This window comes from Streptomyces sp. NPDC048461 (genome assembly GCF_055587105.1).
In genome coordinates this window covers 109909-126830 of the sequence record NZ_JBVJGW010000008.1, presented here as the reverse complement: position 1 = coordinate 126830, position 16922 = coordinate 109909, and the positions used below count along the sequence as shown (strand labels likewise).

Sequence of the window (16922 nt, the reverse complement as noted above, 5' to 3'; positions counted from 1 at the left end):
GCATGACCGACCTTGATGACGTGGTGCGACGTGTCGCCAACCGGGCCGCAGCGGACAGCGAGGACCTTCCCGGGCCTGTCGACGATGCCCGGATCGTGGAGGCGCAGGAGCGGCTGGGCATCGCGTTGCACCCCCTGCTTGCGCGCCTGTATCGCGAGGTCGCTGACGGCGGCTTCGGCCCTGACCACCGGCTGCTGCCCCTGCTCGGTCCGGGCTCCAGCGTCGTCGGCGAATATCTGACGCGCCGTGAGGCGTCCCTCGGAGTGGAGCATCCGGAGTGGCCCGACGGCGTCGTACCGATTCTCACGTGGGGCTGCGCCATGTATGCAGGCGTCGACTGTTTCAGCGAGGAAGGTCAGGTCCTGCTCTTCGAGCCGAACCCGTACAGCGGCGGATCGTGGGAGGGGTGTTGGTTCCTCGACTCCCACAGCCTCGCAGCCTGGCTGGAGACCTGGCTCGACGGGACGGGCTGGTTCGAGGAGGATGCCTTCGACAGCGACGACCTGGTCGAGCCTCAGCCGTGGGAGGAGGCCGCAGCCCGGCTCTCGTCCGGTGCGTAGCGGCCCGCCCGATGCCGCCGGCGGACGTGCTGGGCGCCGGCCGGCCCGCCGACGCCCAGGACCGGGGCGCCCCGCGGCGGAGCCGCCGGGGCCGGGGGTCACCCTGCCTTCGACCCGGCGACCGCCTTCGCGTACAGCTTCCTGATGTCCGCGCCGAAGTAGGAGCTGTAGGACGTGTCGGCCGTGTCGCCGCCGGTCTTCCAGCCGCCGATCACCCCGATCACGTCACCGGTCCCGCGCTTGGCGTCCAGGCGGAGCAGGAACGGTCCGCCGCTGGTCCCGCCGGGATAGCCGGTGCAGTGGATGCGCAGGAACGAACCGGGGATCCGTGCGTCGGAGCTGGTGAACTTCGTCGTCCGGTTGACGCACAGGCGCGGTCGGGCGGCGGAGGCCGGGTACCCGATCAGCGACACCCGGCTCTGCGCGTAGGCGGCGCCGGTGACGAGGCGGTTGCCGCCGACCACGTCCTGCACCCGGCGGCCGCGGGAGTCCGGCCCGACCTGGGCGAAGGCCACGTCGAGGGAGGCGGCGCGGTTCGGCCCCCGGGAGCGGTAGCGCGGGTCGATCCAGATCTTGGGGCGCTTGCCCGCGTCCCGCAGGACGGGGAACAGGCCGTACGGCCGGGGCTTGGCGCGCGTGTACCGGGGTACGAAGGCCACCTGCCGGGAGTCCGGGCCGAGCAGGCAGTGGGCGGCGCTGAGCACCAGGTTACGGCCGGGGGAGGCGACGACGCTGGCGGTGCAGAAGTACGCCCCGCCCGCCTTCATGACGAACATCCGGCCGACGACGGGGAGCCCGCCGAAGTCCTGCCCGACTCCCGGACCGGCCGTGGCGGGAAGCTCCGGAACGGCCGGGACCAGGGGCGACTTCGGGGCCACGGGCGGCGGCGGTTCGGACGGTTCGGTCGGTTCCGACGGGGCCGACGAGGGCGCCGTCCCCGGTACGGGGGTGGCCGGGGCCGCGGTCCCCGACTCCGCGGGGGGCGCCACCGGCGCCGGGGCCGACGCGCCGGGTACCGGCGGTTCGGCGGCGACCGGCGGTACGCCCCCGTCCGCGACGGGCGGAGCGGCAGGCTCCGGCTGGGGCCCGGGGCTCGCGGGGGCCGCGGCGTCGCCGGCGCCGGGAGCCGGGTCCGGCAGCGGCAGCGCCGAGGCCATCCGCTCGGCGGTCCAGAAGGCCGACGCCTCGCGGGCGGACCGGAGTCCGACGGCCGCCGTACCGGGGCTCCCGGCTTCGGCGACGGGCAGCGGCCCGGCGGAGACCAACAGCGCGGCGGCCGTGGCGGCCAGGATCAACGTACGTCGCATGCGCAGCTCCAGGGGGAAGAGGATCTCGGACGAGGAGGGCGGGCGCCGCCCGGGCCGGGTCGTCGGGGGGCGTTCCGCCGCCCGCAGGCCGCAGCCGCCCCGTGGTGTCCGGCGCCGGGCTCCCCGGGGGCGGCTGCCCGGCCGGGCTCAGCCGGCCCGGCGGGACGGGCGTGGGCGCCGGGCGGACCGGTGCCGGGCGGTGGGACGGCACGTCTGGGCCGTGTCTTCGGATCAGGGCGGGTCCGGTGGGTCCGGCACCGCGCCGCGCGGCGTTCTCGTCGGTCGCCGACACACCACGTCGGCTCCCTCCTATGGGCTGTCGTGGAAGTCGTTTCGTACGCCCGGAGGGCGGGCCGTGCGGTGTCCGGTGCGTGCGCTCGCAAGGCGGAGGGTCGCCCGTGTACCGGATGTACACGGGCGATCCCGACAACGCGGCGAGCGTGCGTGCCGGGCGCCGCACGGCAGGAACGAAGGTGACGACACCCCCTAGGCCTCGCGACGCACGGCACCGGACGCCCCGGGCCGATCCGCCCTGATCCGAAGGGCACGGCCTAGACGGCCTGGGGGAAGCGGAAGAGACGGTCGGGGTCGTAGGCACGGCGAACGGCCTCCAGGCGTGGGAGGTTCGGCCCGTAGTAGGCCTCGCGCCAGCCGGAAAGCTTCGGATCGGCGTAGTTCTGGTACGCGCGGCCGCTCGCCCAGGGGCGCAGTCCCTCCCAGAGCCCGTCCAGCCAGGCCTGGTGGCGGGCGGCCTCGGCTGCCGGGGCGGAGTCCGGCCAGGAGACGAGGTACTGGGCGAGGAAGGCGGCGCCGCGGTGCACGAAGGCGGTGTCGGCGGCTCCGGCCCGGTTCACGGCGCCCCCGCACACCCCGTCGAACTGTACGACCCCCGTGCCGTCCCGGGGGACCTCGGACGGGTGGCGCCGGACGGCGTCGAGGACCGCGCCGACGGCCGCGTCCGTCAGCCCGGCGCCCGCCCAGAAGTCGGAGCGGGCCGCGTACGACTCCCGGCCGAGCCGCCCCCGCGGGTCCCTCCCGGGCAGCGTGCCCGGGAGGCGGCACTGCGCGGGAGTCCGGTCCAGGCAGCCCGACATGGCCCGTACGGTGTCGCCGTAGCCGCGGACGACGACCCAGCTGTCCCGGACCGGGCGGCCGACCAGGTCGGACAGCCGGGTCAGCTGCCGCTCCAGCTCCGCGCGCCCGTCGAGGCACACGACCCGTACGGCCGGGGGAGCCGCGGACCCCGGGCCGACCGTGAACTCCACCTGGCTCCAGAACGGGTCGGGCAGCCCGCCGAGCCAGCGCTGCCAGCCGCGCAGGAGCGCGGCCGAGTCCGCGTCGGGCCAGTGGAGTTCGGCGAAGGCGCAGTCGCCGACCGGGTGCGCGGCGAACCGGAACTCGGTGACCACCCCGAAGTTGCCGCCCCCGCCGCCCCGCAGGGCCCAGTACAGCCCGTCGTCCCGGTCGGGGCCGACCTCGCGCAAGGCGCCGTCGGGGGTGACCACCCGGGCTCCGGTGAGCCGGTCGGACGTGGTGCCGTGGGCCCGGGAAGCCAGGCCCAGGCCGCCGCCGAGCGCCAGCCCGGCGATGCCGACCGAGGGGCACAGCCCGGTGGGGATGCCGAGCCCCCGTGCGGCGAGGACGGCGTTCACGTCCCCGAGCCGGGCGCCCGCGCCGACGCGTACGCCGTTCCCGTCGACGGAGACCGCGGCCATGGCCCCGGTGTCGACGACCAGCCCGGCGGCGCGGGTGGACCAGCCGGCGTAGCTGTGGCCGCCGCCGCGCGGAACCACCGGCACGCCGGAGCGGCGGGCGAAGTCCAGGCAGACGGCCACGTCGCCGGCGTGCGCCGGGTAGGCGACCGCGGCGGGTGCGACGGCGTCGTAGCGGGGCTGGAAGAGCTGTCGTGCCTCGGGGTAGTCCCGGTCCCCCGGCAGCACCACCCGCCCGTCGAGCCCGCGGGCCAGCGCGCCGAGGTCCGGCCCCCGGGCCGCCGCCCCGACGGACGCGAGGACGGCCGCGGCGGCGGTTCCCAGGACCCGGCGGCGATGGAGGCTCATGCCCCCTTCCTGCCACCGCGCGGGCCGAACGGCGCGAAGGCGGGCCCACGCGGCCCCGGCTGCCCCCCGAACGGCGCACAGTCGAAACGATTCGGCTCGTCATATATCCGGAGCGGAGCCGGGCTCCGGGCCCGTTCTGCGGGCCAGCAGGAAGCCCCGGGGGGACGGTTCGCCGTCGACGGGCTCCCGGATCAGACGGGCGGTCTCGGCCAGGCCCGCCCCGGCCAGCAGGGAGGCGATCAGGTCCGGCGGGGTCCGGTACACGTCGAGCTCGACCGGATGGCCGTACGCGTGGTCCAGCCGGACCCGCTCGTCGCCCACCTCGAACGCGACCAGCACCTGGCCGCCCGGAGCCAGCACCCGCGCGAACTCCGCGAAGAGCAGCGGTAGCTCCGAAGGTGGTGCGTGCACCGTCGAGTACCAGGCCAGCACCCCGCCGAGGACGCCGTCCGCCACGTCGAGGGCGGCCATCGACCCCACCTCGAAGCGCAGCCCCGGATGGCTCCGGCGCGCCACCGCCACCATCGCGGGCGAGAGGTCGACGCCGAAGGCCCGTATCCCGATCCCGTCCAGATGCGCCGTCATCCGGCCGGGACCGCACCCCACGTCGGCGACCGCACGGCCGCCGCCTGCCCGCACGGACCCGGCGAACGCGGCCAGCACGGCCCGGTCCAGCGGCCTGCCGGCGAGACCGGCGCCGACCAGGCGCGCGTAGTCCACGGCGACGGCGTCGTACGACGCCCGGACGCTGTTCAGGTACGAGGTCGCTGTCATGCCCCTGGAGACTAGCCCGTCCCGTACGGACGCGGCCGGGGCCGCGCAGCGGAACGGCACGGTCGGGCAGGGAGGGCGATCCGGGCAGGGAAGGCGATCCGGTCGGGAAGGGCGGTCCGGGCGGTCCGCGCGGTTCAGTGCGGCGCCGCCGGGCGGGCCGACAGCGGATTGGGCAGCCGGGCCCACTGGTCGCCCGGCACGCCCGGGCTCAGCCGCATCAGCGTGAGGGCCTTGGTGGGCAGCGGGCCGGTCAGGAGGGCGTCGGTGTCGGCGGTGGCGGGCAGGCCGGCCGCCTCCGCGAAGGCCTCGGCGAACGCCCCGGCCGAGCCGGCCGTCGCACCGAGGGTTCCCGTCAGCAGGGAGCCGAAGAGCTTGCGCCGCAGGACGGCGACGTCGTCGGTGACCAGCCGCCCGGACAGCGGCGGCACCGGAAGGCCGTGCCGGCGCAGCCGGGCCGGACTGATCCGGATGTCCGCGAGGTCCCGGTAGACCAGCCTGACCGGGGCGCCGGCGGGGGAGAGGACGACGAGGAGGTTCTGCCCGTGGGCCTCCAGGGCCACCCCGAGGTCCAGGACGCGCAGGCACACCGACAGCGCGAGCCGGGCGAACTCCGCCCGCCAGGCGGCCGACCGCGCCGGCGGGTACCCGGCCAGCGCCGCGACCGGAAGCACCCGTTCGCCGGCGGCGGCGTCCGCGTACGCCTCGGGGGGCTCGCGGAGCACGGCCGCCAGGTCCGGACTGTGCGCGGCCGCCGCACCCAGGGTGCGGGTGATGTGCAGCCGCCCGTCGAGGCGTTCGGACAGGCTCTGCGCGAAGGCGGAGACGGCCGCTGCGGTCTCGATCGAGTAGCCGGAGATGTCGCGCACCGAGGAGGTGAGCCGGGTGCTCAGCGCCGTCTTGACGTGCGGGCCGCCCGCCGCGGGCGCCAGGGTGCGCAGGGCCATCAGCGGGTGCGCCGCGAACCCGGCCCCCACCCGCTCCTTGCCCAGGACGTGCGCGGCCTGCCACGGGTGCACCGGGACCAGGATCCGTCCCGCGTCCCGCAGCCGGTCCGGCCAGTCCCCGGTCACCAGGCACTCCTCGGCCCGTACCGCGACCAGCCCGAGCTCCACCACCGGCCGGTGCTCCGGGGCGTACGCCAGCTCCTCGGCCACCGAGAACCCGGGCCGGGAGCGGCAGTTCGGGTGGTACGGGTGCCCGTCGACCACCCGCTGCTCCCACTCCCGGGTGGTCAGCGCGGCCGTGTCGGAGCCGGCGGGCGGCTGTCCGGCACGGGAGAGCGCGAGGGAGGCCGTACTGCCGTCCAGCTCGGCGGCGAAACCCTCCCCGTGCGGCACCTCCAGGGCGCCGACGAGCCGGGCGGCCTGCCGGTAGGGCCTCCCGTCGAGCAGCAGCTCCTCCACGTACGACCTGGTCGCGTAGGCGTCCGGCGCGGGCCCCTCCAGCCGCGAGCCCCCGGCGAGCAGGACGGCCAGCGAGCCCGGCCCCGGCTCCCGGGCCGCCACCCACGGCAGCGGTTCGAAGGCCAGCGCGCGCCACAACCGGGTCAGCACGGCCGCCCGGGCGCCGCCGAGGGCGTCGGCGTACGCGGTGCCGAGCGCCGGGCGGACGGCGTCCAGCCCTGCGGCGACGGCCTCTTCGGCGGGGGAGGCGGGTACGTGCACGGGGCGGCTCCGGGGGTCGGAATGGCGCTTTACAGGATGATCAAGCCATCATCGCGGATACTGAAGATCACAGCCGCCGGTACGCCCCGCGAACCTCCGGCGCACCGGATGGACCGAAATGGAACCAGTGGACCTCAACGCCGCCGCCGACGCCTACGCCACCACCCCGCTCCTGAACTGCCTGCTCAGGGAGGCCGCCGAACCCCGTGGCGCGGGCGTCCACCGGCTGCGGGGCAGCGGTCGGCTGCTGCGGGTGCGGGGCGGGCGCCGGCCCGGACGCCCCGAGCTGCGCACGGCGGACGGCTGGCGTCCGCTCGGCCACACGGACCTCGTCAAGCTCACCGCCGACGAACTGGGCCGGTACACGGGGACCGCGAACGACGAACTCCCGGTCGAGATCGCCGACAGCCGCGCCGCCGTCGCCGCGCTGCTGGCGGCCCGGGTCCGCGCGGAGCCCTCCGCGGACCCGTTCGTCCGCTCCGAGCAGTCCCTGATCATGGGCCACCCGCACCATCCGGCCCCCAAGTCCCGCGGCGGGGCGCCGGTGGCGAGCTGGCTGCCGTACGCGCCGGAGGCCCACGCCCGCTTCCCGCTGGTCTTCCTGGGCGTGCGCGAGGACCAGGTGCTGGAAGAGGGCGGCGCGGCCGCGGCCGGGGCGATCGACTCGCTCGCGGACGTGCTCGACGGCCCCCGCCCGCCCGCGGGCTACCGGCTGCTGCCGGCCCACCCGTGGCAGCTGGAGCTGGTCGGCGCCCGTCCCGGAGTGGGCGAGGCCTTCGCCGACGGGCGGCTGCTGCGCCTGGGGGAGGGCCGGCGGCCGGTCTGGCCGACCGCCTCGATCCGCACCGTGTACGCACCGGATCCGGCCGCCGACCTGTTCGTGAAGTTCAGCCTCGACGTCCGGATCACCAACGACGTGCGCCGCCTGTGGCGCCACGACCTGCTCCGGCTGCGCGGGACCGACGCCGCGGTCGAGGCGGGCTTCGCCGCCCTGCGCCGGACCGGGTCCACGGCGGCGTGGCTGGCCGACCGCGGCTACCGGACCGCCGGGTTCGCCTTCGAGGAGCTCGCCGTCCTGGTCCGCGACGGCCTGCACGCGCACGTACGGCCCGGGGCGACCCCGCTCGCGGCGGCCGCGCTCGCGGAGGGCTGGCCCGGGAGCCCGCTCGCCGGCGCGGCGGACCCGGAGGGCTGGTGGCGGGCGTACCTGCGTCAGGTGGTGCCACCGGTGCTGGAGCTGTTCGCCCGGCACGGGGTGGTCCTGGAGGCGCACCTGCAGAACACCGTGGTGGCGGTGGACGCGTCGGGCGTGCCCGTGCAGGCCCTCTTCCGCGACGCGGAGGGCGTGAAACTCCTCGCCGAACTCGGGCGGGCGGACGCCTGGCGGCGGTTGGTGTACTGCCTGGTGGTCAACCACCTCATGGAGGTCGCCGGGGCGCTGGCCGAGCACCATCCGGCCACCGAGCCGTACGTGTGGCCCGCGGTGCGGGAGGAGTTCCTGCGCTACGACGCCACGCGCGGGCTTCCCGAGATCGCGGAGCTGCTGAACGGGCCGTCCCTGCCGGCCAAGACCAACCTCCTGCTGCGCTGGACGCGGGCGGACGGGGCGGACGCCCGCTACCTGCCGCTGCCGAACCCGCTGCGGGGATAGGCCGTTTGCGGAGGGTGGACGCGCGCCGCCGGGGTCCCGGGCGGGGGCGTACGGGCCGGGCGTGCGGTCGGCGTAGGGACCGGAGGTACGGGCGGGGGTACGGGCCAGGGGTACGGGTGCCGGGGTACGGAATCGGCCAACGTGTACCACGATGCCGGTCCCCTCTCACTCAGAGGTATAGACCAATGCTACGTTGGTCGAGCAGACCGAGCAGTCCTTGACCACCCGTCAGAGGAGAAGCCATGCCCTCCCCTTCGCGGGGCGGCGGCCCGGCCGCCATGCCCAAGTACCAGCGGATCGCCGCAGCCCTGCGCGGCGATCTCGACCGCGCCGCGCACACCCCCGGCGGCAAGCTCCCCTCCGAGCGCAGCCTCGCCGCCCGCTACCAGGTCAACCGGCAGACCATCAGGGCCGCGCTCCAGCAACTGCGGGAGGACGGGCTCATCGTCACCGGGCGCCGCGGGACCCGGCCCGCGGCGGACACGCAGGCGCCGGCGGACTCCGCGTCCGGGCCGGGACGGGGAACGGCCGCCGGCGGGCCGCCGGACGTGTCCCCGCCGGCTCCGGGGGTCGCGCCCGTGGCGGCCGCGGCCTTCACACAGAGCTGGCTCACCCTGGTCACCGTGCCGCCCTCGCTCGCGGTGCTCCTCGGGATGGGCGGCGGAGCCCGCACCCTGGTCCACCACCAGCGCGACCACGGCACGGCGGGGGAGACGCTGCGGCACGCGGCGACCTACCTCAGCCCGGCGGTGACCGCCGCCAGCCCCGAACTCGCCGCCTACCGGGAGCGGGCCGCCGACGCCCGCGACGAGGACCTCGAACCGCTGCACTGCTGGCTCGACCGGGTCCAGACGGAGGGACGGGTCGCCGAAACCATCACCATGACCCGCACCACCCACCCGCCGAGTGCTTCCCCGGTGTGCGGGCTGACCGTCCGGCGCACCCTGCACGACACCGACGGCCGGCTGGTCGCCGTCACCGACCTGTCCTTCCCGACCTGGGACCGGCTGACCTTCCACCGGGACCGCCGCGACCACGCGGCCACCGGCTTCCGGGTCACATGAGGGCAGCCCTCGGGCACCTCGGCGCGGCGGCCTCCGGTGGGTCCGCAGGGCCGACGGCCGGCCGGGGCGCTCACGTCACCAGGTGCAGCGACGTCTCCGCGATGCCCAGCCGTACGCTCTGGCCCCAGGTCAGCTCCAGGGAGTCGCCCTCCATCCCGTCGCCGAAGGCCACGATGCGGTCCGACTCCACCGTCAGGCGCAGCTCCTGCCCCCGTCCCAGCTCGCCGGCGACCTTCGTCGTACCGGTCGTCGGGGAGGGCCAGGCCTCGCGGACGAACCACAGGAGCCGCCGCTCGCAGGGGGCGGGCAGCCCCGCCGCGCTGCCGCGCTCCAGCCACAGGGAACGCAGCCAGCCGGTGGCGCCCGTGCCGGTGCCCACCAGTACCCCGGAGGACGCCTGGGCCTCGTCGGGACCCTGCTCGCCGCCGGAGCCCAGGCGGTAACGGGCCGTCTGGTGGCCGACCGATCCCAGATAGATCTCGTTCAGCGCGAGTAGGCGCTGGGTGTCGTCGGCGACGGCCTCCACCATGGTCAGCTCCTCCGCCCGGCCGCCGGCGGCGGTCGCCGCGCGCAGCAGTGCGCCCGTGTCGGCGCAGCGGTGACGGACCAGGACCCCCGGGTTGCGCCCCGGATCGCTGTCGATGCCCACCACCGGCTGCCCGCGGAGGTACTTCGCGGTGTTGGCGACCAGGCCGTCCTGGCCGACCACGACCACCACGTCCTCCGGGGCGAACAGGAAGCGGTCCAGGTCCGCCCGCTCCACCCGGGAACTGCGCCAGGTGAGCGGCACCGCCGCCGCAACCTCGCGCAGCGCCTGCCGCGTGCGGTCGTGGCGGCGGACCACCTCGTCGATCGAGCGGCCGCGGCTGGAAAGGAAGAACGCGGCCTGCCCGTGCGTCCCGTGCCGGGCGAGCAGCTCCTCGTACTCGGTCCTGCGGTGCACGAGCACCGCCCGCGGGGCCAGGCTCACGTGCCCGCGCCGCCTTCCGGGCGCCCGAGCCTGCTCAGGAGTCCCGTGAGGACGTCGGGGGAGAGCGTGATGCTCTCGATCCGCGGCAGGTTCTCCGCCAGCCGGGTCGCGGCCAGGGCGTGCAGCGTGCCCGGACCGGCCTCGTCGTGCACGCGCAGCCAGGCGGCCTGGACTTCGGCGCTCGCCGCGCCCGTCTCGCGCGCCGCCTCGGCGTCGGCGCGGGCGAGGCGGACCTTGCGGGCCGCCTCGGCCTCGGTCCTCACCCCGTCCGCCGTCGCCTTCTCCTCGGCCTCGCGGCGGGCGTTGATGCCGCGCTGCTCGACCAACTGCTCCTCGCGTCGGGCCAGTTCGATCTGACTCGCCAACTCGTTCTCGGCGATGGTGCGCTCGCGCTCGACGGCGACGGCCCGCCGTTCATAGGTGGCCCGGTCCGCCTCCTGCTGGATCTGCTCGCGGGCCGGTGTGCGCAGGGCCCGCTCCACATCGGCCTCGGGGCGGATCGCCACGACCCTCACGGCCACCACGTCGATGCCGGTGGCCGGGAGCCTGGGCTCGTCGGCGAGACCGGCGGCGACCCGCTCCCGAACGGAGGCGACGCCGTCCACCAGGGCGACGGCCAGCGGGGTCCGCGCCAGCACGTCCAGCGTGTGCTGCTGCGCGGTCTCGGTGAGGAGGGTGGCGATCTGTTCCAGGGGCGCGCCGCGCCAGCTCCCGGTGTCGGGGTCGACGGAGAAGTCGAGCCGGTCCGCCGCCTCGGCCGGGTCGCTGATCCGGTAGGTGACGGTGGCCTGCACGGCGACGTCCTGGAAGTCGGCCGTACGGGCGTGGAACGCCATGGCCAGCTCCCGGTCGTCGACCGGTACTTCGGAGAGCGCGGCCGACAGCGACCGGTACCAGAAGCTGAGCCCCCGCCCGTCGTGGACGAGCCGGCCGCGCTTGTGGTGGCGGATGTGAACGGTGGGCGCGGAGCGCAGATGACGCCAACCGAAGCGCCTTTTGATGTCGGCCATGGCGAACCCCCTCTATTTCGTCGGCACGACGATAACGAGGCGCGTTCATATCGTCAAGGGGACGAGAAGGGGGCGGTGAGGGTGTCCGCTGCGGAGTCGGAGTGCGTCCGGTGACGTGCGGGAGTAGGTTCGGCCGTACGGGGTGCGGCCTCGGCCAGAAGGGCCGCGACGGGGGTCGCACCCCGACGGCCCGCCCGCACCGGCCCGCTCCGTCGACCGGGCCGCGGCGCACCGGGGCGCCCGCGTTCGCGGGTGAGGTTTCCCACAGGTCAGGCGACCGGCGACACCCGGTCCGGGGCGGAGTCGGTGAGGGTCGCGGGGGCGCCGTCGTCAGCCGGCGTGTCGTCCTCGTCCGGGGCGTCGTCGAGCTCGTCCAGGCCGGCGACGAGGGCCGGGGCGTCGGGATCGGCGGCCGCGCCGGTCAGCAGGGCGAGCAGGCCCGCTACCTGGACTCCGGCCTCCGCGGGGTGGCGGAACACGGCGCCGGTGGAGATCTCGTAGCGGTTGCGCCGTCCGTCGCGGACGCGGCTCAGGTACCCGTCCGCCTCCAGGTCGGTGACGATCGTCTGGACCGTGCGCTCGGTCAGCCCGCACATGGCGGCGACATCCCTGAGCCGAACCGCCGGGTCCCGGGCGATGGCCACCAGAACGCGGGCGTGATTCGTCAGGAATGTCCAATTTTGTCGCTGAGACGTGCTCCCCATGCGTTCATGATGCGTTAAATGATTCAGGTGACGCAAGACGTGAAAAGCGTTTCCGGTATTTCTTGACGTACGAGCAGATGCGGTCCACCATCTACGGCAGTCAAGGTCCCGCGCCGCAAGCCGACCAGCCCAAGGAGCGAACCCCATGCCGGTCCCTTACCCCTCCACCCGTACTTCCATCCCCACCGACACCTTCGTTCCCCATCCCCGCCCCAGCGCCGAAGCCGCCCGCCAGGCGGGTCTGCCCCGCATCGCGGAGCCCCGAGAAGTGGCCCCGGGTGACGCGAGGGAACTGTCGAAGGTCTTCTTCCTGCGCCTGCGCGGGCTGACCGAGGGAACCCCGGAGTACCAGTACGTCCGCAACACGCTCATCGAGATGAACGCCTCGCTCGTGCAGTACGCCGTGCGCCGTTTCCGCAACCGCGCCGACGGCGGCGACATCGAGGACATCGTCCAGGTGGGCACGATCGGCCTGATCAAGGCCATCGACCGGTTCGACCCGTCCCGGGAGAACGAGTTCTCCACGCTGGCCATGCCCTACATCACCGGCGAGATCAAGCGGCACTTCCGCGACACCTCCTGGGCCGTGCGCGTCCCGCGCCGCCTCCAGGAACTGCGCATCGACATAGCCAAGGCGAAGGAAGAGCTGACGACCACGCTCGACCGCGCGCCCACGGTCGCGGACCTCGCCGGTCACCTCGGCCTCTCCGACGAGGAGGTCATAGAGGGCCTCGTCGCCGCCAACGGCCACACCAGCGGCTCGCTCGACGCGCCGCACGCCGAACACGGAGACGGCCCCACCGAGGGCCACACCCTCGCCGACGTCATGGGCGAGGAGGAGCCGGCCATGGAACTGGTCGAGGACATCCAGAGCCTGGCGCCGCTGCTGGAGCAGCTCACCGACCGCGAGCGCCGGATGCTGCAGATGCGATTCGGCGAGGAGCTGACCCAGGCGCAGATCGGCGCCGCGCTCGGCATCTCCCAGATGCAGGTCTCCCGTCTGCTGACCCGACTCCTGGCCCACCTGCGCACCTCGATGCTGGAGGACCGGAACACGGACGCCCGGCCGACGGCGGGAACCGCCTCCGCCGACCGGGTCTGATGCGCCCGCAGGCCCCTTCACCCGGCGGCAGGCCGCCGGGTGAAGCGGTGCCACCAGTGCCGCCGCCGCGGATGCACGGCGCGGCCCAGCCGCCGCCCGAGGAACAGGTACCCGAGCAGCGCGCCCGCCGTGTTGAGGATCACGTCGTCGATGTCGAAGGCCCGGCCCGTGACGAGCGCCCCCTGCACCAGTTCCACGAGCACCATCACGACCGTCGTGCACACCGCCACCCGCGCCAGTCCGCGGGCCTGCGGCACCAGGACCGGCAGCAGCACCCCGAACGGCACGCCCAGCAGCAGGTTCCCGCCGACCTGGCGCACCGCCTCGCGCGCCGTGCCGTGGTCCAGGTAGGCGCGGATCGACTGGCCCGGGTGCACATTGCTGTACGTGAGGGCCACCGAGGCCGGTGACGGCTCCAGGGTCAACCGCGCCAGGACCACGCTGAACGCGACCGTCCCGGCCAGCGCCGCGAGCATCGCCGCCGCCCGCACCACCGGGTGGGCCGGCGCCATGTACGCGGATTCGGTCCCGTCCTCCCGGGCGGCCGTCAGCCGCTCGTTCACCGCCCGCCGCTCCTCCGCGTCGCGCGACCCCTCCGGCCCCCGCGGCTCGTCCGGCCCGCGCACCGCTCGCGGATCCGCCGCCTCGCGCGGTGAGGCCTGCGCCGGCTCCGCCACCCGCTTCATGCCTGTCGGCCGCGTCACATCCGGTGCGAGCGTCCCGGGCCCGGCGGCCCCCGCTCCGGCGGTCCGCCCCGCGCGCAGTCGGCTTCCCCAACTGGGCTTCGTCATCGCCTTGCTGAACGGTTTCATGGCCCCCGCTTACCCGAAGACCGCTGTTCAACCCCTGCGGCGGCCGGAAATCGGGGGCGTTCGGTTCCCTGCGTGAGGTGGATCACCTCGCCGTTTGCCGGTGTGAATACCGGGCAGGGTGGCCGCCGGAGCGGAACCACGTCCTCCGGCGCCGCGCGCCGGGCGCGCGGCGCACGCGGGTCGATCCCGTCCCGCTCCACGGCCCGCCGGCCTGCCCGGCGCCCGCCGTACCCGGTACGACCCGTGAGGTGTATGTGTCCACGCTCCAGGCCGAACACGTCTACAAGGTGTTCGGAAGACGACCCGCCGACGCCGTGCGCGCGCTCGAAAGCGGCTCCGGCCGCGACGAGCTCCGCGCCGACGGCACGACGGCCGCGGTCATCGACGCTTCGTTCAGCGTCGAGCCCGGTCAGATCTTCGTCGTCATGGGTCTGTCGGGGTCCGGCAAGTCCACGCTGCTGCGCATGCTGAACGGACTGCTCGAGCCCACCGCGGGGCGCATCCTCTTCGACGGCCAGGACCTCACGGCGCTCAGCGCGCGCGAGCTGCGCCACGTGCGCTCCACGAAGATCTCCATGGTCTTCCAGCACTTCGCGCTCTTTCCGCACCGCAACGTCCTGGAGAACGCCGCCTACGGGCTGGAAGTCCAGGGCGTGGACCGCGCCGAGCGCGAGCGCCGCGCGGCCGAGGCCCTGGCCCTGTGCGGGCTCGAAGGCTGGGAGAAGTCCTGGCCCGACGAGCTCTCCGGCGGCATGCAGCAGCGCGTCGGTCTCGCCCGCGCCCTGGCGACCGACGCCGACCTGCTGCTGATGGACGAGTCCTTCAGCGCCCTGGACCCGCTGATCCGCCGCGACATGCAGGACCAGCTGCTGGAGCTCCAGCGACGCCTGAAGAAGACCATCGTCTTCATCACCCACGACCTCAACGAGGCCATGCGCCTCGGCGACGGCATCGCCGTCATGCGCGACGGGCGCATCGTCCAGCAGGGCACCGCGGAGGACATCCTCATCCGCCCCGCCGACGAGTACGTCGCCTCCTTCATCCAGGACGTCGACCGCTCGCGCGTGCTGACGGCCGACGCCGTCATGGACGTCGCCGACGCCGATGCCGACGCCTGTGACTGCCCCACCGTCACGGCCGACACCCCGCTCGCCGACCTGTGCGCCGTCAGTGCCCGGGTCCCGCACCCGGTCGCCGTCACCGACGGGGACGGCGCCGTCGTGGGCTCCGTGCCGCAGGACCGGCTCATCGCCTTCATCGGTGACGAGCAACGGCCGCCGATGGCCTGCGCGGAGGTGGCGGCCTGATGCCCCGTCTGCACCTCGGCGCCTGGGTCGACAGCGGTGTCGACTTCCTCCAGCGCCACCTGACCTGGCTCTTCGACGCGATCAGCGCGCTCGTCACCGGCCTCTACGACGGCATCGACGCCGTCCTCTCCGCTCCCCACCCGCTGCTGTTCGCGGGCATCCTGGCCGTCGCCGCCTGGTGGCTGCGCGGACTCCTCGCGGGGCTCCTCGCGTTCGCCGGCCTCGCGCTCATCGATTCCGTCGACCTGTGGTCCGACGCCATGTCCACGCTGTCGCTGGTCCTGGTGGCCACGCTCGTCACGCTGGTGATCGCGATCCCGCTCGGCATCTGGGCCTCCCGCTCCGACCGGGTGAGCGCCGTCCTGCGGCCCGTCCTGGACTTCATGCAGACCATGCCGGCCATGGTCTACCTCATCCCCGGCATCATCTTCTTCGGGGTGGGCGTCGTGCCCGGCATCATCGCGACCATCATCTTCTCGCTGCCGCCGGGCGTCCGGATGACCGAGCTCGGCATCCGCCAGGTCGACTCCGACCTGGTCGAGGCCGCCGACGCCTTCGGCACCACCCCCCGCGACACCCTGGTCCGCGTCCAGCTGCCGCTGGCGCTGCCCACCATCATGGCGGGCATCAACCAGGTCATCATGCTGGGCCTGTCCATGGTCGTCATCGCCGGCATGGTCGGCGGCGGCGGACTCGGCGGGGCCGTCTACCGCGCCATCGGCAACGTCGACATCGGCCTCGGCTTCGAGGCGGGCATCTCCATCGTCATCCTCGCCATGTACCTGGACCGGATGACCGGGGCGCTGGGCCGCCACGTCTCCCCTCTCGGCCGGCGCGCCCTGGCCAAGGCCCGGTCCGCCGCGACCGGCGCCGCCAAGGTCTGGAACCACCGGCCCCAGCCCGCCTACGCGGTCTCCGGGGCCGTCGTCCTGGCGCTCGTCGCGGGCGGCCTGAACACCTTCGCCGCCGACGACGAGACCGGCCCGACCGGCGCCGCGAACATCGGCAAGGGCCGGACCGTCTCCGTCGGCTACATCCCCTGGGACGAGGGCATCGCCTCCACCTTCCTCTGGAAGGAGCTCCTGGAGCGGCGCGGCTTCAAGGTCGACGCCCGCCAGCTGGAGGCCGGCGCGCTGTACACCGGGCTGGCCGGCGGCCAGCTCGACTTCCAGACCGACGCCTGGCTGCCCGTCACGCACGCCCAGTACTGGGAGAAGTACGGGAACAAGCTGGAGGACCTCGGGTCCTGGTACGGCCCCACCTCGCTGGAGCTGTCCGTGCCCTCGTACATGAAGGACGTGCGCTCGCTCGCCGACCTCAAGGGCAAGTCCGCCCAGTTCAAGGGACGGATCATCGGCATCGAGCCGAGCGCCGGCGCCATGTCGATCCTGAAGGACGAGGTCCTCAAGGAGTACGGCCTCGAAGGCGAGTACCAGGTCGTCGACGGCTCCACCCCCGGCATGCTCGCCGAGCTCAAGCGGGCCTACGACAAGAAGGAGCCGGTCCTGGCCGTGCTCTGGTCGCCGCACTGGGCGTACTCCTCCTACGAGCTGACCAAGCTCGAGGACCCGAAGGGCGCCTGGGGCAAGGGCGACGGCATCCACACCCTCGCCCGCAAGGGCTTCGCCGCCGACGAGCCCGAGGTGGCCGAGTGGCTGCGCTCCTTCAAGCTCACCGAGGAGCAGCTCACCGGCCTGGAGGCGAAGATCCAGCAGACCGGCAAGGGCAAGGAGCAGGAGGCGGTCCGCGCCTGGCTGGCCGACCACCCGGAGATCGACAAGCTCGCCTGAGCCGAGCCCACGACGAGCGCCGGGGGGGGGGGGGGGGGGGGGGGGGGGGCGGGCGCCGGGGCGGGGGCGGGGGGGGGGGGGGGGGGGGGCGCGGGCGCCGCGGGCGGCGGGGGGGGGGGGGGGGGGGGGGTGGGGGGCGGGGGGCTC

The 16922-nt window shown here is 74.8% G+C and carries 14 protein-coding genes; 6 read left to right on the top strand and 8 right to left on the bottom strand.

What is annotated here, in order from left to right; genetic code table 11:
- Positions 1–2 precede the first annotated feature (2 nt).
- Positions 3–560, top strand: coding sequence for an SMI1/KNR4 family protein (locus tag ACZ6S8_RS16370; protein WP_469456224.1), 558 nt, complete (start codon positions 3–5; stop codon positions 558–560).
- Positions 561–658: 98 nt separating this feature from the next.
- Here ACZ6S8_RS16370 and ACZ6S8_RS16365 read toward each other — a convergent pair whose 3' ends face one another.
- From ACZ6S8_RS16365 to ACZ6S8_RS16350, 4 genes are all read right to left on the bottom strand, one after another.
- Positions 659–1867, bottom strand: coding sequence for a hypothetical protein (locus tag ACZ6S8_RS16365; RefSeq protein ID WP_469456222.1), 1209 nt, complete (start codon positions 1865–1867; stop codon positions 659–661).
- Positions 1868–2418: 551 nt separating this feature from the next.
- Positions 2419–3927: an FAD-binding oxidoreductase gene (locus ACZ6S8_RS16360; protein ID WP_469456220.1), complete on the bottom strand. Its 1509-nt coding sequence runs from the start codon at positions 3925–3927 to the stop codon at positions 2419–2421.
- Between the two features lie 99 nt (positions 3928–4026).
- Positions 4027–4701: a class I SAM-dependent DNA methyltransferase gene (locus tag ACZ6S8_RS16355; protein ID WP_469456218.1), complete on the bottom strand. Its 675-nt coding sequence runs from the start codon at positions 4699–4701 to the stop codon at positions 4027–4029.
- 134 nt (positions 4702–4835) lie between these two features.
- Positions 4836–6365 (bottom strand): IucA/IucC family protein, encoded by a 1530-nt coding sequence (locus tag ACZ6S8_RS16350; RefSeq protein WP_469456216.1) that lies wholly within the window; start codon positions 6363–6365, stop codon positions 4836–4838.
- A gap of 118 nt (positions 6366–6483) precedes the next feature.
- On the opposite strand from ACZ6S8_RS16350, the gene ACZ6S8_RS16345 reads away from it, so the two are divergent.
- Positions 6484–8016: an IucA/IucC family protein gene (locus tag ACZ6S8_RS16345; RefSeq protein ID WP_469456214.1), complete on the top strand. Its 1533-nt coding sequence runs from the start codon at positions 6484–6486 to the stop codon at positions 8014–8016.
- Between the two features lie 242 nt (positions 8017–8258).
- Positions 8259–9080, top strand: a complete 822-nt coding sequence (locus ACZ6S8_RS16340; RefSeq protein ID WP_469456212.1) for a GntR family transcriptional regulator — start codon at positions 8259–8261, stop codon at positions 9078–9080.
- A 70-nt stretch (positions 9081–9150) separates the two neighbouring features.
- Here the strand turns inward: ACZ6S8_RS16340 and ACZ6S8_RS16335 are convergent, their stop codons facing one another.
- The 3 genes from ACZ6S8_RS16335 to ACZ6S8_RS16325 form a co-directional block, all read right to left on the bottom strand.
- Positions 9151–10050: a hypothetical protein gene (locus tag ACZ6S8_RS16335; RefSeq protein ID WP_469456210.1), complete on the bottom strand. Its 900-nt coding sequence runs from the start codon at positions 10048–10050 to the stop codon at positions 9151–9153.
- A complete protein-coding gene (locus tag ACZ6S8_RS16330; protein ID WP_469456208.1) occupies positions 10047–11060 on the bottom strand; it encodes an SPFH domain-containing protein in 1014 nt (337 codons plus the stop codon). Before ACZ6S8_RS16330 ends, ACZ6S8_RS16335 begins: the two co-directional genes overlap by 4 nt.
- 269 nt (positions 11061–11329) lie before the next feature.
- Entirely contained in the window at positions 11330–11764 is a 435-nt protein-coding gene (locus tag ACZ6S8_RS16325) for a helix-turn-helix transcriptional regulator (RefSeq protein WP_469456206.1), read from the bottom strand.
- A gap of 145 nt (positions 11765–11909) precedes the next feature.
- Here ACZ6S8_RS16325 and ACZ6S8_RS16320 point away from each other — a divergent pair, with 145 nt between their 5' ends.
- Positions 11910–12866 carry a SigB/SigF/SigG family RNA polymerase sigma factor gene (locus ACZ6S8_RS16320; RefSeq protein ID WP_469456204.1) on the top strand — a complete coding sequence of 319 codons (957 nt, stop codon included), beginning with the start codon at positions 11910–11912 and terminating at the stop codon, positions 12864–12866.
- A 17-nt stretch (positions 12867–12883) separates the two neighbouring features.
- Here the strand turns inward: ACZ6S8_RS16320 and ACZ6S8_RS16315 are convergent, their stop codons facing one another.
- Positions 12884–13570 (bottom strand): VanZ family protein, encoded by a 687-nt coding sequence (locus tag ACZ6S8_RS16315; protein ID WP_469456202.1) that lies wholly within the window; start codon positions 13568–13570, stop codon positions 12884–12886.
- 362 nt (positions 13571–13932) lie between these two features.
- On the opposite strand from ACZ6S8_RS16315, the gene ACZ6S8_RS16310 reads away from it, so the two are divergent.
- Together ACZ6S8_RS16310 and ACZ6S8_RS16305 are read left to right on the top strand one after the other, a co-directional pair.
- On the top strand, positions 13933–14985 hold the full coding sequence (locus ACZ6S8_RS16310) for a quaternary amine ABC transporter ATP-binding protein (RefSeq protein WP_469456199.1): 1053 nt from the start codon (positions 13933–13935) through the stop codon (positions 14983–14985).
- Positions 14985–16775, top strand: a complete 1791-nt coding sequence (locus ACZ6S8_RS16305) for an ABC transporter permease/substrate binding protein (protein ID WP_469456197.1) — start codon at positions 14985–14987, stop codon at positions 16773–16775. Before ACZ6S8_RS16310 ends, ACZ6S8_RS16305 begins: the two co-directional genes overlap by 1 nt.
- The last annotated feature ends 147 nt before the right edge of the window (positions 16776–16922 follow it).

Coding starts and splice junctions, on each gene's coding strand:
- ACZ6S8_RS16355 (WP_469456218.1), bottom strand. CDS start 4,701: ATGACAGCGACCTCGTACCTGAACAGCGTCCGGGCGTCGTACGACGCC.
- ACZ6S8_RS16365 (WP_469456222.1), bottom strand. CDS start 1,867: ATGCGACGTACGTTGATCCTGGCCGCCACGGCCGCCGCGCTGTTGGTC.
- ACZ6S8_RS16320 (WP_469456204.1), top strand. CDS start 11,910: ATGCCGGTCCCTTACCCCTCCACCCGTACTTCCATCCCCACCGACACC.
- ACZ6S8_RS16325 (WP_469456206.1), bottom strand. CDS start 11,764: ATGGGGAGCACGTCTCAGCGACAAAATTGGACATTCCTGACGAATCAC.
- ACZ6S8_RS16370 (WP_469456224.1), top strand. CDS start 3: ATGACCGACCTTGATGACGTGGTGCGACGTGTCGCCAACCGGGCCGCA.
- ACZ6S8_RS16345 (WP_469456214.1), top strand. CDS start 6,484: ATGGAACCAGTGGACCTCAACGCCGCCGCCGACGCCTACGCCACCACC.
- ACZ6S8_RS16305 (WP_469456197.1), top strand. CDS start 14,985: ATGCCCCGTCTGCACCTCGGCGCCTGGGTCGACAGCGGTGTCGACTTC.
- ACZ6S8_RS16360 (WP_469456220.1), bottom strand. CDS start 3,927: ATGAGCCTCCATCGCCGCCGGGTCCTGGGAACCGCCGCCGCGGCCGTC.
- ACZ6S8_RS16330 (WP_469456208.1), bottom strand. CDS start 11,060: ATGGCCGACATCAAAAGGCGCTTCGGTTGGCGTCATCTGCGCTCCGCG.
- ACZ6S8_RS16340 (WP_469456212.1), top strand. CDS start 8,259: ATGCCCTCCCCTTCGCGGGGCGGCGGCCCGGCCGCCATGCCCAAGTAC.